This is a genomic window from Aromatoleum buckelii (genome assembly GCF_012910785.2).
Classification (GTDB): domain Bacteria; phylum Pseudomonadota; class Gammaproteobacteria; order Burkholderiales; family Rhodocyclaceae; genus Aromatoleum; species Aromatoleum buckelii.
Genome location: NZ_WTVH02000009.1, coordinates 468393 through 484807, shown reverse-complemented (window position 1 = coordinate 484807; position 16415 = coordinate 468393). Strand labels below are relative to the sequence as shown.

Below are 16415 nucleotides of genomic sequence, written 5' to 3'. Positions count from 1 at the left end.
ATGGGCCACCTGTCACCGCGCAATGGTGTTAGTGCGCTTGATCTTGTTCTGCAACTGAATGATGCCGTACAGCAACGCTTCTGCAGTCGGAGGGCAGCCGGGCACGTAGACATCGACCGGCACGATGCGATCACACCCCCTCACGACCGAATACGAGTAGTGATAATAGCCACCGCCATTGGCACAGGAGCCCATCGAGATCACCCAGCGAGGCTCGGCCATCTGGTCATAAACCTTGCGCAATGCCGGCGCCATCTTGTTGCAAAGCGTACCCGCCACGATCATGAGATCCGACTGCCGCGGACTGGGACGGAAAACCACGCCAAAGCGGTCAAGATCGTATCGCGCGCAACCCGCGTGGATCATTTCGACTGCACAGCAGGCCAGGCCGAAGGTCATTGGCCACAGAGAACCCGTGCGAGTCCAGTTGATCACCGCATCGAGCGAGGTGGTAACAAATCCCTCGCGAAAAACGCCCTCAATGCTCATGCATCACTCCCAGTCGAGTGCACCGTTCTTCCACTCGACGACATAGCCGATAACCAGCACGGCAAGAAAAACCATTACCGAACCAAATACAAACCAGGCAATTTCGCCGGCTGCAATGAATTCCTGAAAAACAGTCGCCCACGGAAACAGAAAGGCAATTTCGAGATCGAAGAGAATGAAAAGAATGGCTATGAGGTAATAGCGCACATCGAATTTCATGCGAGCGTCTTCGAACGCCTCGAAGCCGCACTCATAAGGCGACAGCTTCTCGCCGTCCGGCCGATAAGGAGCGAGAACACGCCCGAGAATCACGGGAACCACACCGAATCCCAGACCAACGAGGATGAACATCAGGACAGGAAAGTAGTTTTCCAGCATCGAAACACCCCGTTTTGAATATTAGATTTGCTCTGACTTCGCTGTTGCACGGCATGAAAACGCCCGCATTAGCGGGCGATCTTCAAAACCTGGTGCCGACGGTGAGACTCGAACTCACACGGCTTTCGCCACCACCCCCTCAAGATGGCGTGTCTACCAATTTCACCACGTCGGCCACGTTGTTACAGCCAAAAAATTATACGACTTTTTCCGCAGTGCGCAAACCCAAAATGAACTTATTTTGGAATCGCCTTCGCCTTCGAATCCTCCGCGCCGCCGTCAGCAGGATTCGCCTCCGTCGCGGGCGTGGATAAGGTCGAAGCGCCCTCCATCACGCTCGAAGGCTGGCTCGGCTTGTTGCTGGCCAGGTAACTGAGACCCAAACTGGTTATGAAAAAGACCGTGGCAAGGATGCCTGTCGTCCGACTGAGAAAATTCGCCGAACCGGACGATCCGAACACGCTGCCGGAAGCCCCGCCGCCGAATGCCGCACCGGCATCCGCCCCCTTGCCGTGCTGCATCAACACCAGTCCGATAATGAACAGGCCAACCAGCACGTGAATCGTCAGAACGATTGAAAAAATATAGTTACTCATCGAGAACCTTTGAAATCACCCACATCGTCGTCCTGCGCAGCTGTGGCAGCAGCTTCGCAGATCTCAAGAAATTGCTCGGCAACGAGCGACGCGCCGCCAATCAGCCCACCATCCGAATCCGGCAGACTGAACAATGCGGCGGCAGTATCCGCCTTCACGCTTCCGCCGTACAGGATCCTGACCGCGCGAGAATTTCCCACGCGACGGGCCAACCAGCCGCGCACGAATGCCAGGATCAGCTGGACCTGCTCGGGAGAGGCTGCCCGTCCGGTACCGATCGCCCACACCGGTTCGTACGCGATCACAAGCCGTGCCAGCGACGCGCCGTCGAGCAGCTCGGCCAATGCTTCGAGCTGGCGCAACAGGACATCTTCTGCCTGACCTGTGTCCCGTTCGGCAAGCGACTCGCCGACGCACACGATCGGCACGAGACCTGCCGCCAGCGCGGCACGTGCCTTTCGCGCAACCAGCCGGTCATCCTCCCGGAACAACGTACGCCGCTCCGAATGGCCGACGATGACGAAGCGGCAATCGAAGTCCGAGAGCATCCGCCCGCTGACTTCCCCCGTATACGCTCCGGCATCGAATTCGCTCAGATTCTGGGCGCCGAGCATCATCGCGCTCCCCGACAACGCTCGCTGACCCTGCGCCAGATAAGGAAACGGAACACACAGGGCAGTATCGACGCTGGAGGGACTGCGGTCGACAAGCTGTTCGAAGAGCGCCTGATTGCCAACCAGATCGCCGTTCATCTTCCAGTTGCCGACGACAAGCTTGCGTTCCATCCACTCGAATCCGCCAAATCTGGCCATTCTATCGTGCCCGGCCCTACGGGGTAAAGTCGCCCCCTTGACCCCCCGCCCGTCCGGGCCCAGCGGGGAGCGCAGAAAAACAGTGTGCGCCCGATAACTAGCCGAAGCGCCCCGTGATGTAGTCCTCGGTTTCGGGGCGAACAGGATTCACGAACATTTGGCGGGTCTCGCCGAACTCGATCAGTTCTCCGAGATACATGTATGCAGTGAAGTCCGACACCCGCGCCGCCTGTTGCATGTTGTGCGTGACGATCAGAATCGTGACCTTCTGCCGCAGCTGGTCGATGAGTTCCTCGATGCTGGCGGTGGCAATCGGGTCGAGCGCCGAAGTAGGTTCGTCGAACAGCAGCACTTCGGGATCCGTCGCGAGACAACGCGCGATGCACAGTCGCTGTTGTTGCCCGCCGGACAGCGCAAATGCAGGTTCGTTCAGGCGATGTGCGACTTCAGCCCACAGCGCCGCGCCCTTGAGGGCCTCCTCCACCCGATCGTCGAGGACGGAACGGCTTTTTTCCCCCCGGATGCGCAGTCCGTACGCGACATTCTCATAGATCGATTTCGGGAAGGGGTTCGGTTTCTGGAACACCATGCCGATTCGCATCCGGACTTCGATCGGATCGACGGCAGGGTCGAGCAGATTGGTGTTGTCCGGCAGCAGCCGGATCGCGCCCTCGTACCTGTTGCCCGGGTAGAGATCGTGCATCCGGTTGCAGGCCCGCAGCAGCGTGGACTTGCCACATCCGGATGGCCCGATGAGCGCAGTGACGTGCTTCTCGTAGACGGGCAGCGTGATGGATTTCAGGGCCTGGAACTGGCCGTAAAAAAAACTGAAGTTTTCCGCTGCGGCCTTGATGGGGGGCGTGTCGGGCAAGGAGCGGCCATCGCGTGCGAGTGCGCTCGATGCGCCGGCAACACTCCCGAGAGTCGGCCTTGCTGCCTGCCCGTCGGGTCGATCAATTGAACGCATTGCGATGTGGCCTACCATTTGATGTCCTTGCGCAGATGATAACGAATCCAGATGGAAATCGCGTTCATGGCCAGGGTCATGAGGACCAGCACGAAACCGGCGGCGGCCGCATTCTGCTGGAAAGCCTCCTCGGGACGGGAAGTCCAGTTGAACATCTGGATCGGCATGACGGTGAAGCCCGATTTCAGCCACTCGAAGTTCACCCAGGGAAACTCCGGCCCGATCGGCGACTCCGGCAGGAAGGCGATGAAGGTCAGCGCGCCGATCGTGATGACCGGTGCGGTTTCACCGATCGCACGCGACATGCCGATGATGACCCCCGTAAGGATGCCGGGCATCGAATAGGGCACGATGTGGTCGCGTGTGACCTGCCAACGGGTCGCGCCCAGCGCATAGGCACCTTCCCGGATGTGCTGCGGAATCGAGCGGATCGCCTCGCGCGTGGCAACGATGACGACGGGAAGGATCAGCAGGCCCAGCGTCAGGCCCGCCGACAGGATGCTCTGGCCGAAGCCGAAAGCGTAGACGAAGACACCGAGCGCGAGCAGTCCGTAGACGATCGAAGGCACACCCGCGAGATTGGTCACGTTGATTTCTATGAGATCGGTGACCCAACTCCTCGTCGCGTATTCCTCGAGGTACACCCCGGCAGCGACGCCCAGCGGGACCGCCGACACCGCCGTCACCAGCATCACGAGCACCGAGCCGACCCACGCGGAGAGGATCCCTGCCTGGCCGGCACGCCGTGACGGGAAAGAGGTGAAGAAGTCCGGGGTCAGGCGCTCCCATCCCGCGAAAGCCATCTGCAGGAACAGTGCGAGAAAGGTCAGCACGCCGATCAGCAGCGCAACGAAACCGAAGATCGCAAAAATCAGGTCGCGGCGCTTGTTGCGCCGGATGATGCGCTGAATGCCGGAGAGATCCGCGGGAATCATGCTCATCCTCTCAATAGGCTTCACGATAGCGGCGCCGCACGAAGTGACCGGCGACATTGAGGAGCAGCGTCATCACCATGAGGCTCAGCCCTGCGGCGAAAATGGATTGGTAGCCGATCGAGCCGTGAGGCAGGTCGCCGAGTGCGACCTGCACGATGTACGCCGAAATCGTTTGTGCGGGCTCCGTCGGATTCATCGTGAAGTTCGGTTGCATCCCGGCAGCGACCGCAACGATCATGGTCTCGCCGACGGCGCGCGAAACCCCGAGGATGTACGCCGACAAAATGCCCGAAAGCGCCGCGGGTATCACGACCCTGACGGCAGTCTGGAATTTCGTGCCGCCCATCGCATAGGACCCTTCGCGCATGCTCATCGGCACGGCTCGCATCGCGTCCTCCGCAAGCGAACTGACGTAGGGAATGATCGCGATCCCCATCACTATGCCGGCTCCGAGCATGTTGAACCCGGGCAAGCCCGGGATGAACAGCTGCAACAGCGGAATGACGACGACCAGCGCGAAGTAGCCATAGACGATCGACGGGATGCCGCCGAGGAGCTCTAGAAACGGCTTCACCGCTTCCCGCACCGCGGGTCGTGCAAACTCCGAGAGGTAGATCGCGATCGTCGTCCCGAGCGGAATCGCGACCACGAGCGCGACCAGTGAAGTCGTAAGCGTGCCGGCAAGCAGCGGCAGGATGCCGTAATGCGCGTCGGCGAAAAGCGGCGTCCACATCGTGTCGGTCAGGAAGGACCAGATTGGCACGACGGTGAAGAAGTGGTAGGACTCGCGGACCAGCACCCACACGATGCCCACCGTCGTCAGCACCGAGACACCGGCTGCGGCGAAAAGCAGAGCCTCGATGACGCGTTCTTTCGTGTGGCGCAGCGCCTTCCTGGCCAGCCGGTCGCTGACCTTCAGCGGCTCGAAGGATGCGCCTTCGAGCGATTCGATGCTGTTTGCGTCTTGCATTCTTGGCCCGTTGACAGGGTAAAAGGTGCGCGAGCGCCGCCCGCGCACCCGGACGTCAAAGCTTTGCTTCGCGGCTCAGAAGCGCCTCGATCGTGACGCCGACTTCCGCCTCTCCGCCAAAAACGGTGCCGACCTTCTTCTTGTTCATATTCTCCATCGCGGTTTCATACGCCTTCGGCGGCAGCGGAACGTATTTCACTTCGGTCGCAAGATCCGACGCGTTCTTCATGTAATAAGTCACGAAATCGCGCACTTCGGGCTTCTCCAGCGACTTTTCGCTGACATAAATGAAGATCGGCCGCGACAGCGGATTGTAGGCGCCGCTGATCACCGAGTCGGGGCCGGGCGAAACCGCCTTGCCTTCCTTGTTCACGATCGGCACAGCCCTCAACTTGCCCTGGTTCTCCGCATAGTAGGCGTAACCCAGATAGCCGATCGCGTTCTGGTCGCGTGAAACCCCCTGAACGAGGACGTTGTCGTCTTCTGAGGCCGTGAAATCACCGCGCGAAGCTTTTGCCTTGCCCACGACCGCCTCGGTGAAATAATCGAAGGTGCCGGAATCGGAGCCCGCGCCGAAAAGCTTCAGCGGGACATCCGGGAACGACGAGTCGACCTGCTTCCAGCTGGTGACCTTGCCCTGCGCGTCAGGCTCCCACATTTTCTTCAGTTGCTCGACGCTCAGCTGTTGGACGAAGGCGTTCTTCGGGTGGACGATGACCGTTAACGCGTCGAAGGCCACCGGCAATTCGTAATACCTGATGCCGGCGCTCGCGCATGCTTCCATCTCCTTTTTCAGGATCGGACGTGAAGCGCCCGAAACATCGATCTCGCCGCGGCAGAATTTCTTGAAACCGCCGCCTGTACCCGAGATGCCGACAGTGACCTTCACCGAGCCTTTCCGGGCCTTCTGAATATCCTCGGCGACGGCCTCCGTGATCGGGAACACGGTGCTGGAACCATCCACCTTCACGATGGACTGCGCGTGGGCAGCATGCGAACCGAACAGGACGAGAGCAGCCGCCAAGACGACCTGCTTGAAACCCGACATACGGAATCTCCTGGTAAATGAACGATGCCCGGCGCCGCTGCGATCTTGCCGCGACTTCAGGCGCCTCGAATCATCCTCGCCAAATGTGTCAGAAATTTGACACTGGCGAGCACCGAGCCGCCGCATCCATCGCGAAGCCGATATCTGTCTCAGAAAACGACTCGGCTCGATGCTGTTCGGGCGCCCGAAGTGTACGGACGCAATATTTCGGGAGTGTTACAGGCAGGCTACTCGCTGCCGGAACCAAAAGAATTGGCCACAACGAGACCGTCGAAGCCCTCGTCGCCGAAGGCTCCAAAGGCTGGGCGGCCTCCGTCAGGCGCTGGCGTGCCGGATGCAGTCGGCGATATGTCGCGCCAGTCTCTCGACTTGCGCACCGTCCTTCCCTTCGACCATGACCCGGAGCAGCGGCTCGGTTCCCGAAGGGCGCAGCAGCACCCGGCCCTGCTCGCCCAGTTCCAGTTCGGCGTCGCTGCGCGCTTGGTCAATGCGCTTGTCGGACCGCCAGTCGAATCCTGCGGCCAGCGGCACGTTGATGAGTTTTTGCGGATAGAAGACGAGGTCCGCACAGGCAGCCGCCAACGTGCAATGGCGCTTGATCAGCGCCGCGATAACCTGGAGCGCGGAGACGATGCCGTCACCCGTGGTATGACGATCGAGGCAGATGATATGACCGGAGTTTTCCCCGCCGAGCTTCCAGCCCCGTTCGTGCATCGTTTCAAGCACGTAGCGGTCGCCGACCTTGGCCCGTGCGAAGGCAAGACCGAGACGGCCGATCGCGCGCTCGAGGCCGAGATTGCTCATCAGCGTGCCGACGACGCCCTCGAGGCGCCCTTCAGCCTGCCGTGAGGCTGCAATCACGTACAGCAGCTTGTCGCCATCGTAAAGTTCGCCGTCTCCATCGACCATGACGACACGATCGCCGTCGCCGTCGAGAGCGATGCCGAAATCGGCCTTGTTCGCCAGTACTGCCGAACGCAGCGTCTGCGGATGCGTGGCGCCGACTTGGTCGTTGATATTCAATCCGTTGGGCTCGACTCCCAGCGGGATCACTTCCGCGCCCAGTTCGTGAAAAACGCTGGGTCCGATGTGATAGGCCGCTCCGTGGGCACAGTCCAGGACGATGCGGTAACCCCGCAGGTCGAACTCGTTCGGAAACGCACTCTTGCAGAACTCGACGTAACGCCCCGCCGCATCGACAATCCGGCGCGCCTTGCCCAGGCGCGACGCCTCGGCGCAGACCATCGGCTGATCGACCCGGAACTCGATCTCCTCCTCGAGCGCGTCCGGCAGCTTGGTGCCGTTCGCGGAAAAGAACTTGATGCCGTTATCGTCGTACGGGTTGTGCGAGGCGGAGATCACGACTCCGGCCTGGAGACGGAGGGCACGGGTGAGATAGGCCACCGCGGGCGTCGGCACCGGGCCGGCAAGCATCACATCGACGCCCGCCGCTGCAAACCCGGCTTCGAGGGCGGCCTCGAGCATGTAGCCGGAAATACGCGTGTCCTTGCCGATGAGAATCGCCGGTCGCTCTCCGGCAGGCAACTGCTCCCGCCCCACCAGTGTTACCCCGGCAGCATAACCGAGACGCATGACAAATTCGGGCGTGATCGTCGAATCGCCGACACGCCCCCGCACGCCATCGGTGCCGAAATACTTTCTCCCCATTTTTCCCCCGTGACATTCGTCGAAAAAGGAATTATCGCATCAACGACGGGGAGACTTCGTGCGCTCCTGCTATGTCGGGATGCCGGTTACCGCCTGCCACACTTTCAATGCATCACGGGTCGCGGCGACGTCATGGACTCGCACGATCCGTGCCCCCCGTCCGACAGCGAGCAGCGCTGCGGCGACGCTGCCATGCACTCGCTCACCCACGGGTCGGCCCGTGATCGCCCCGATCATGGACTTTCGCGACACTCCCACCAGCAGCGGATAGTCTTGCGCGACGATGCGGTCGAGGGCGCGGAACAGCGCGAGGTTGTGCTCGAGGGTTTTGCCGAATCCGAACCCCGGGTCGAGGAGGATCCGGTCCCTGGCCACGCCCTCGTCCGCTAGCGCCCGAACACGGTCGTCCAGGAACTCGATCACCTCCGCAACGACATCATCGTAGCGGGGATCGGACTGCATGCCGCGGGGCTCGCCCTGCATGTGCATCACGCACAGTGCCGCTTCGCTGTCCCGCACGGCATCGACCGCGCCCGGGGCGCGGAACGCGTTGATGTCGTTGATCAGGCTCGCCCCCGCCCGCAGCGATTCCCGCATCACGGCTGGCTTGAACGTGTCGACCGAAACCGGCACCGCCCAGTCGGCCAGGCGCTCGACCAGCGGGATGACGCGATCGAGTTCCTCCTGCTCCGAGACGGGCTCGGACCCCGGACGTGTCGATTCGCCCCCTACATCGAGCAGATCCGCTCCCGCATCGACTGCCGCCTGCGCCCGTCGCACCGCCGTGTCCAGATCCCGCCCGAGGCCGTCGCCCGAAAACGAGTCGGGCGTGACATTGACGATCGCCATGATGTGTGGACGGTCGAGTTCCAGGCGGAATCGGCCGCATCTCAAAACCTGCATATCAGTCCTCAAATGAACTCGGGCCGGCTAAATGCCGGCCCGAGGGAAAGGTGGAACTTCTTGTCGGGGCGCGAATTTACGCTGCCGGGGCAGGCGCCGTAGGCTCGGCTCCCGGCGCGTCGTCCTTCGGGCGACTCGGCGCCGGTGTGATCGGCTTTGGTGCGCGCGGAGCACGTCCCGCCATGATGTCGTTCAGTTGTTCCGCATCCAGCGTTTCCCATTCGAGCAGCGCACGCGTCATCGCCTCGATCTTGTCGCGGTTGTCTTCGATCAGGCGCCGCGCCAGCGCGTACTGCTGATCGATTATGCGGCGTATCTCGGCATCCACTTTCTGCATCGTGGCCTCGGACACGTTCCGGTGTGTCGTCACTTGGCGTCCGAGAAAGATCTCTCCCTCTTCTTCGCCATACACCATCGGCCCGAGATTGTCCGACATGCCCCACTGCGTCACCATCCGGCGGGCGAGGTCAGTGGCCCGCTGGAAGTCGTTCGAAGCCCCGGTCGTCATCTGGTTCATGAAGATCTCTTCGCAGATCCGCCCACCGAACAGCACGGCGATCGTCTGCAGCAACCGTTCGCGGTCCTGGCTGTAACGATCCTGTTCCGGCAACTGCATCGTCACCCCCAGCGCACGACCTCGCGGGATGATCGTGACCTTGTGCACCGGGTCGGTCTTGTCGAGCAACTTCGCGACCAGCGCGTGCCCGGATTCGTGGTACGCCGTATTGCGGCGCTCCTCTTCCGGCATCACCATCGAACGACGCTCGGACCCCATCATGATCTTGTCCTTGGCGCGCTCGAAGTCTTCCATATCGACGAGTCGCTTGCCGCCCCGCGCGGCGAACAACGCCGCTTCGTTGACGAGGTTCGCGAGGTCCGCGCCGGAAAATCCGGGCGTGCCGCGGGCGAGGACGACAGGTTCGACGTCAGGCGCGATCGGCACCTTGCGCATATGGACTTTGAGGATCTGCTCCCGGCCACGAATGTCGGGCAGCGGAACGACGACCTGCCGGTCGAACCGTCCCGGGCGCAGCAGCGCCGGATCGAGCACGTCAGGGCGGTTCGTCGCGGCGATCACGATGACGCCCGTTTGCCCTTCGAAACCATCCATCTCAACGAGCAGTTGGTTCAGAGTCTGCTCGCGTTCATCGTTGCCCCCACCCATGCCTGCGCCACGCTGACGGCCGACAGCATCGATCTCGTCGATGAAGATGATGCACGGCGCGTGTTTCTTCGCCTGCTCGAACATGTCACGCACGCGCGCCGCGCCGACCCCGACGAACATCTCGACGAAATCGGAGCCGGAAATCGAGAAGAACGGCACTTTCGCCTCGCCGGCGATCGCCTTCGCGAGCAAAGTCTTGCCGGTACCCGGCGAACCGACCATCAGCACGCCTTTCGGGATATGTCCACCGAGTTTCTGGAACTTGGAAGGGTCGCGCAGGAAATCGACGAGTTCGGACACTTCCTCCTTCGCTTCGTCGCAGCCTGCGACATCCGCAAAAGTGATCGAATTGGCGCTCTCATCGAGCATTCTGGCTTTCGACTTGCCGAACGAAAACGCTCCGCCCCGTCCGCCTCCCTGCATCTGGCGCATGAAGAACACCCAGACTCCGATCAGCAGCAACATCGGGAACCAGGAAACGAAGATGCTCATCAGGAACGACTGCTCTTCTTCGGGCTTCGACGCGTTCACGGCGACGCCGGCGCGAATCAGGTCGGACACCATCCAGATGTCCTGCACGCCAGGCGTATACACGGTGATCTGCCGGCCTTCCTGCGTCGTCGCACGCACCAGACGGCCGTCGATTGTCGCTTTCGCGATGCGTCCGGCCCTGGCTTCCTCCAGAAACTGGGAGTACTCCATTGTACTGGCCGAAACCTGCCGCGTATTGAACTGGTTGAATACCGTCATCAGCACGACGCCGATAACCATCCAGATCGCGAGATTCTTGAAGAGATTATTCAACTTCTTTCCTTGAGAGCCCAACGGGGGCAGCGACAGATGGACTCATTCTAGTGGCGAACGTTCCGCGGCGTAAACCAATAGGCCCGATGGGCTGTTTCAATCCCCTGATTGGCGCGCCGCAACGATTCCGATATGGGGTCGCCGGCCTGAATTGCAATATGACCGCGAAAAGGTTTGTCGCGTCCGGCATCACCAATGGAAGAGTCCGTGCCGGACTGCGGAGTTCCGCAGTTTTGGCGCTGCGACGAGAAGTTTAACTGCCGCGGTGCCCGACGCCCACCAGATACACTTCCGCACTGCGGTCGCGCGAGGCCTTCGGTTTTCGCACGTGCAGCGCGTTGAAATGCTTCGCGGCCTCGTTTCGATACTCGGTGAAACCCTGTCCCTGGAACACTTTCACGACGAAACTGCCGCCGGGCTTGAGCTGCCGCCCCGCGAACTCCAGCGCCAGCTCCCCGAGGTAGATCGAGCGGGCTTGGTCGGTCGTGTCGATGCCGGACATGTTCGGCGCCATATCCGACAGCACGACGTCGACGGGTAGCCCGCCGAGCTTCGACTCGAGTTCGGCAAGCACCGCATCTTCCTGAAAGTCACCCTGGATGAACTCGACGCCGCCCAACGGTTCCATCGGGAGAAGGTCCAGCGCGAAGACCCGACCCTCGCGCCCGACCCGCCGCAATGCGACCTGGCTCCAGGATCCCGGGGCAGCGCCCAGGTCCACGACGACCAGTCCGCTTCGCATCAGGCGATCGCGCTCATCGAGCTCGAGGAGCTTGAATGCTGCCCGCGACCGATAACCTTCGCTTTTTGCACGCTGCACGTACGGGTCGTTGACATGCTCCTGCATCCACGCCTTGCTGGTCTTGGTTCGCTTCATCGGAGTAAAATCCATGCCCCTGAAAGATTTGAGAAAAGTATGAGCGAGATCACCCCTGTCCGGCGGCGCGAACTGCGCGCCGGCGCCCATCACCTGAACCCCGTCGTCAGCATTGCCGGAAACGGCTTGACGCCGGCCGTGCTGGGCGAAATCGATCGCTCCCTGCAGGCTCACGAGCTGATCAAAATCAAGGTTCACGGGGCCGAACGCGCTGCACGCGAAGCCCTGATGAAAGCGGTCTGCGAGGCTCTCGATGCCTCATCGGTCCAGCACATCGGCACAATTCTCGTCATCTGGCGCCAACGTCGGGAAGAAACCGAAAAATCCGTCCAGGCGAAGCCCATGACCTCCAGTGCGCGCACAGGCGTTGCGAGGGCCAAATCGGCGCGCGCCTTTGCAGCCGCTGCGCGTCGCACCGCGTTGATCAAAGCCGCGTCGGACAAGAAGCGTCTCGCGGCCAAGCGCAGCCGGACCTATACGCGTAAAACCGGGCCGGCCGGCGGCAAATAGTTCGCCTGACGGGACGCCCCCGTCAGCGACCCAACAATTTTCGGACACCCAGCACCAGCGGCAACGCGAGCACGCTCTGGATGAGATAGAGCACGCTCGAGACGCCGTGCCACGTGGCGAATCGGTCCCGCATCACGGTGTCCATCACCTCGCGCGGCCACGCGTCCGCTTTCATCTGCGCCATCAACGGCTGGATGCCGAACTGGCTCGCGAGGGTCGCCAGCAGCATCGCCACGACCAGCCAGAACAGGCCGCTCCGGAACGCTCGCCATCGCCAGCGCATGAGCATGAACCCCAGCACGTAGAAGGCACAGCCGACCCCGATCCAGCCCAACAGCGCAAACAGGCGCCCCGCGATGTCGCCAGCGAGGGCGCGGTCCGAAAGCATGTTGAACAAGGTCGGCGCGACGATGTAACCGATCGACCAGAGCGCGCCGGCCCAAAGCGTGATCAACACTACCAGCAGATGCTCGGAAAGGCGGCTCACGATGTTTCCCGGCTGATGCCCGAACGAGGCTCGCGGTACGAAGCGGGCGCTCCGCTCACACGTAGCGAACGTCGATGATCTCGTACTCTCTCACCCCGCCCGGCGCCTGGACTTCGGCGATATCCCCGGCAAACTTGCCGATCAAGGCGCGAGCGATGGGCGAGCTGATCGAAATCTTGTTTTCCTTCAGGTCCGCCTCGTCATCGCCGACGATCTGATAGGTCACCGTCTGTCCGCTGTCCATATCCTCGAGATCAACGGTAGCGCCGAACACGCAGCGTCCGTCGGCATCGAGCAATTTCGGATCGATGATCTGGGCGCTCGAAATCTTGCCTTCGATCTCCTTGATCCTGCCCTCGACGAATCCCTGGCGTTCCTTGGCGGCGTCGTACTCGGCGTTTTCCGACAGATCGCCATGGGACCGTGCTTCGGCGATCGCGGCGATCACGCTGGGGCGCTCGACGGTTTTCAGCCGGTGGAGTTCGTTGCGAAGTTTTTCTGCACCCGCGACGGTAAGAGGAGTCTTGATCATGATTTTTTGTTCAGTTCGGCATGCAGGGACTGCAACCCGTACACCTGCAGCCCCTCGAGATGGCGCATCCCCATGCATGCGGCGCGTGCACCTTCGATGGTGGTGAATACCGTGAGTTTCGCCGCGAGAGCGCTGGTGCGGATCGAGCGCGAATCGATGATCGCCTGCCGCTTTTCCTCCACGGTGTTGATCACGAGGCTGATTTCATTGTTCTTGATCATGTCCACGATATGCGGACGGCCTTCGTTGACTTTGTTGACCATCGTGACGGGAAGGCCGGCGGCCTCGATCGCCGAGCCCGTGCCGCGGGTCGCGGCCAGTCCGAAGCCGAGCTCGTGGAGTTCGCGCGCGACTTCGACCGCGACGCCCCGGTCGGTCGGCTTGACACTGATGAAGGCCGTGCCGGACTGCGGCAGGCGTACGCCGGCCGCGAGTTGCGATTTGACGAAAGCTTCGGCGAAGCTTCGCCCCACGCCCATCACTTCGCCCGTGGACTTCATTTCCGGTCCGAGAATCGTATCCACGCCCGGGAACTTGACGAACGGGAAGACGGCTTCCTTGACCGCATAGTAAGGAGGCACGATCTCGGTGGTCACGCCCTGGCTGGCCAGGCTTTGTCCGGCCATACAGCGCGCGGCAATCTTCGCCAGTTGCAGGCCGCACGCCTTCGACACGAACGGCACGGTGCGCGAGGCGCGCGGATTGACTTCGAGCACGTAGACGGTCGCCTCGTCGCCGTCGCCCTGGATCGCGAACTGCACGTTCATCAGGCCACAAACGTTCAGCGCCCGAGCCATTGCTTCAGTTTGACGGCGCAGCTCGTCCTGGAGCTTCGCCGAGAGCGTGTAGGGCGGCAGCGAGCACGCCGAGTCGCCCGAGTGGACGCCTGCCTGCTCGATGTGCTCCATGATGCCGCCGATGATGATCTGCCTGCCGTCGGACAGCGCATCGACGTCGACTTCGGTCGCGTCGTTGAGGAAGCGGTCGAGCAGCACCGGCGATTCGTTAGAGACTTTCACCGCCTCGCGCATGTAGCGCTCGAGATCCTTCTGTTCGTGCACGATCTCCATCGCGCGCCCGCCGAGCACGTAACTCGGACGCACGACCAGCGGATAGCCGATCTCCGCCGCGAGCCGCACTGCGGCTTCGGGCGTGCGGGCCGTGCGGTTCGGCGGCTGCTTGAGGCCGAGATCGTTGAGCAGCTTCTGGAAGCGCTCGCGGTCCTCGGCAGCGTCGATCATGTCAGGACTGGTCCCGATGATCGGCACGCCGTTGTCTTCGAGCGCCTGCGCCCTCTTGAGCGGGGTCTGGCCGCCGAACTGGACGATGACGCCGACGGGCTTCTCGATATGCACGATTTCGAGGATGTCTTCGAGCGTGATCGGCTCGAAATACAGGCGGTCGGACGTGTCGTAGTCGGTCGACACGGTTTCCGGATTGCAGTTGACCATGATCGTCTCATAGCCGTCCTCGCGCAGCGCAAGCGCAGCATGGACGCAGCAGTAGTCGAACTCGATCCCCTGCCCGATGCGGTTCGGCCCGCCGCCGAGCACCATGATCTTCTTCTTGTCGGTCGGGCGCGCCTCGCACTCGTCCTCGTACGAGGAGTACATGTACGCGGTCGAGGTCGCGAACTCGGCCGCGCAGGTATCGACGCGCTTGAACACCGGCCGCACGCCGTTCGCGTGACGATGCAGGCGCACCGCGGTCTCGTCGACCCCGAGCAGCTTCGCCAGGCGGCGGTCGGAAAAGCCCTTGCGCTTCAGCTCGCGCAGCTCGCCGGCCTGGAGCGCCTTCAGCGACCGGCCGGTGATCGCCTTCTCGGTCAGCACGATATCCTCGATCTGCGCGAGGAACCACGGATCGATCTTCGTCAGGTTGAACACCTGCTCCTGCGTGTAACCTTCGCGAAACGCCTGCCCGACGTACCAGATGCGCTGCGCGCCCGGGTTCGCCAGTTCGTGCTCGAGGTCCTCGCGGTCCGCTTCGACCTCGTCGAGGCCGTAGGCGCCGACTTCCAGACCGCGCAGCGCCTTCTGGAACGATTCCTGGAACGTGCGGCCCATCGCCATGACTTCGCCGACCGACTTCATCTGCGTCGTCAGGCGGTCGTTGGCCATCGGGAACTTCTCGAACGCGAAGCGCGGGATCTTCGTGACGACGTAGTCGATCGACGGCTCGAACGAGGCCGGCGTGGCACCGCCGGTGATGTCGTTCTTGAGCTCGTCGAGCGTGTAGCCGACGGCAAGCTTCGCTGCGACCTTCGCGATCGGAAAACCGGTCGCTTTCGAAGCGAGTGCCGACGAACGCGACACGCGCGGGTTCATCTCGATGACGATCATGCGACCGTCCTTGGGGTTGATCGCGAACTGCACGTTCGAACCGCCGGTGTCGACGCCGATCTCGCGCAGCACCGCGATCGAGGCATTGCGCAGGATCTGGTATTCCTTGTCGGTGAGCGTCTGCGACGGCGCGACGGTGATCGAGTCGCCGGTATGCACGCCCATCGGGTCGAGGTTCTCGATCGAGCAGACGATGATGCAGTTGTCCGCACGGTCGCGGACGACTTCCATCTCGTATTCCTTCCACCCGATCAGCGACTCCTCGATCAGCAGCTCGCTCGTCGGGCTCGCCTCGAGACCGCGCTTGCAGATCTCGTCGAACTCTTCCATGTTGTAGGCGATGCCGCCGCCGGTGCCGCCGAGCGTGAAGCTCGGGCGGATGATCACCGGGAAGCCGATGCCGCCTTGCACCTGCAGCGCCTCTTCCATGCTGTGTGCGATTGCCGAGCGGGCCGAACCGAGCCCGATCTTCGTCATCGCGTCCTTGAACTTGAGGCGGTCCTCGGCCTTGTCGATGGCTTCGCGCGACGCGCCGATCAGTTCGACGCCGTACTTTTCGAGCACGCCGTTCTTCGCGAGGTCGAGCGCGCAGTTCAGCGCCGTCTGCCCGCCCATCGTCGGCAGCAGCGCGTCCGGCCGCTCCTTCTCGATGATGCTCTCGACCACCTGCCAAGTGATCGGCTCGATGTACGTGACGTCGGCCGTTTCCGGGTCGGTCATGATCGTCGCCGGATTCGAATTGACGAGGATGACCTTGTAGCCTTCCTCGCGCAGCGCCTTGCACGCCTGCGCGCCGGAATAGTCGAACTCGCACGCCTGGCCGATGATGATCGGACCGGCGCCAATGATGAGTATGCTTTGAATGTCTGTACGCTTAGGCATTGCCTAACCTCGGTCTTGCGTTGATGAGCGGCAACTCCGGGCTGCCGCTG

At 62.1% G+C, this 16415-nt stretch carries 16 protein-coding genes and 1 tRNA gene; 1 reads left to right on the top strand and 16 read right to left on the bottom strand.

The features are described from left to right. Positions 1 to 12: 12 nt before the first annotated feature. The 13 genes from GO608_RS08430 to rlmE all read right to left on the bottom strand — a co-directional run bounded on the left by GO608_RS08430 (position 13) and on the right by rlmE (position 11612). Positions 13 to 489, bottom strand: coding sequence for a NuoB/complex I 20 kDa subunit family protein (locus GO608_RS08430; protein WP_011238548.1), 477 nt, complete (start codon positions 487 to 489; stop codon positions 13 to 15). Positions 490 to 492: 3 nt separating this feature from the next. After that, positions 493 to 867: an NADH-quinone oxidoreductase subunit A gene (ndhC, locus tag GO608_RS08425; protein WP_169197408.1), complete on the bottom strand. Its 375-nt coding sequence runs from the start codon at positions 865 to 867 to the stop codon at positions 493 to 495. Positions 868 to 957: 90 nt separating this feature from the next. Beyond that, positions 958 to 1042 (bottom strand) — tRNA-Leu (locus tag GO608_RS08420). A gap of 61 nt (positions 1043 to 1103) precedes the next feature. Continuing rightward, positions 1104 to 1463, bottom strand: a complete 360-nt coding sequence (gene secG, locus GO608_RS08415; protein WP_169197409.1) for a preprotein translocase subunit SecG — start codon at positions 1461 to 1463, stop codon at positions 1104 to 1106. Further along, positions 1460 to 2248: a triose-phosphate isomerase gene (gene tpiA, locus GO608_RS08410; protein ID WP_169197410.1), complete on the bottom strand. Its 789-nt coding sequence runs from the start codon at positions 2246 to 2248 to the stop codon at positions 1460 to 1462. The genes secG and tpiA overlap by 4 nt, the downstream gene beginning before the upstream one ends. Before the next feature lie 124 nt (positions 2249 to 2372). Beyond that, positions 2373 to 3242, bottom strand: coding sequence for a phosphate ABC transporter ATP-binding protein PstB (pstB, locus tag GO608_RS08405; RefSeq protein ID WP_247003021.1), 870 nt, complete (start codon positions 3240 to 3242; stop codon positions 2373 to 2375). Between the two features lie 11 nt (positions 3243 to 3253). Beyond that, positions 3254 to 4177 (bottom strand): phosphate ABC transporter permease PstA, encoded by a 924-nt coding sequence (pstA, locus tag GO608_RS08400; RefSeq protein WP_169197522.1) that lies wholly within the window; start codon positions 4175 to 4177, stop codon positions 3254 to 3256. A gap of 10 nt (positions 4178 to 4187) precedes the next feature. Then, positions 4188 to 5147 (bottom strand): phosphate ABC transporter permease subunit PstC, encoded by a 960-nt coding sequence (pstC, locus tag GO608_RS08395; protein ID WP_169197411.1) that lies wholly within the window; start codon positions 5145 to 5147, stop codon positions 4188 to 4190. A gap of 55 nt (positions 5148 to 5202) precedes the next feature. Continuing rightward, positions 5203 to 6195, bottom strand: coding sequence for a PstS family phosphate ABC transporter substrate-binding protein (locus GO608_RS08390; protein ID WP_169197523.1), 993 nt, complete (start codon positions 6193 to 6195; stop codon positions 5203 to 5205). 315 nt (positions 6196 to 6510) lie between these two features. Next, positions 6511 to 7863, bottom strand: a complete 1353-nt coding sequence (gene glmM, locus GO608_RS08385) for a phosphoglucosamine mutase (RefSeq protein ID WP_169197412.1) — start codon at positions 7861 to 7863, stop codon at positions 6511 to 6513. Positions 7864 to 7932: 69 nt separating this feature from the next. Then, positions 7933 to 8766 (bottom strand): dihydropteroate synthase, encoded by an 834-nt coding sequence (folP, locus tag GO608_RS08380; protein ID WP_169197413.1) that lies wholly within the window; start codon positions 8764 to 8766, stop codon positions 7933 to 7935. Positions 8767 to 8842: 76 nt separating this feature from the next. Then, positions 8843 to 10735 carry an ATP-dependent zinc metalloprotease FtsH gene (gene ftsH, locus GO608_RS08375; RefSeq protein ID WP_169197414.1) on the bottom strand — a complete coding sequence of 631 codons (1893 nt, stop codon included), beginning with the start codon at positions 10733 to 10735 and terminating at the stop codon, positions 8843 to 8845. A 253-nt stretch (positions 10736 to 10988) separates the two neighbouring features. Beyond that, complete coding sequence (gene rlmE, locus GO608_RS08370) at positions 10989 to 11612, bottom strand: 23S rRNA (uridine(2552)-2'-O)-methyltransferase RlmE (protein WP_169197415.1); 624 nt, start codon at positions 11610 to 11612, stop codon at positions 10989 to 10991. A gap of 39 nt (positions 11613 to 11651) precedes the next feature. Here rlmE and GO608_RS08365 point away from each other — a divergent pair, with 39 nt between their 5' ends. Next, positions 11652 to 12122: a YhbY family RNA-binding protein gene (locus tag GO608_RS08365; protein ID WP_169197416.1), complete on the top strand. Its 471-nt coding sequence runs from the start codon at positions 11652 to 11654 to the stop codon at positions 12120 to 12122. A gap of 22 nt (positions 12123 to 12144) precedes the next feature. Here the strand turns inward: GO608_RS08365 and GO608_RS08360 are convergent, their stop codons facing one another. Genes GO608_RS08360 through carB form a run of 3 tightly spaced genes read right to left on the bottom strand, consistent with a single transcriptional unit; the run spans position 12145 to position 16365 of the window. Continuing rightward, positions 12145 to 12609 (bottom strand): DUF4149 domain-containing protein, encoded by a 465-nt coding sequence (locus tag GO608_RS08360; RefSeq protein ID WP_169197417.1) that lies wholly within the window; start codon positions 12607 to 12609, stop codon positions 12145 to 12147. 55 nt (positions 12610 to 12664) lie between these two features. Continuing rightward, positions 12665 to 13141 (bottom strand): transcription elongation factor GreA, encoded by a 477-nt coding sequence (greA, locus tag GO608_RS08355; protein ID WP_169197524.1) that lies wholly within the window; start codon positions 13139 to 13141, stop codon positions 12665 to 12667. Then, on the bottom strand, positions 13138 to 16365 hold the full coding sequence (carB, locus tag GO608_RS08350; protein ID WP_169197418.1) for a carbamoyl-phosphate synthase large subunit: 3228 nt from the start codon (positions 16363 to 16365) through the stop codon (positions 13138 to 13140). Before carB ends, greA begins: the two co-directional genes overlap by 4 nt. Positions 16366 to 16415 lie beyond the last annotated feature (50 nt).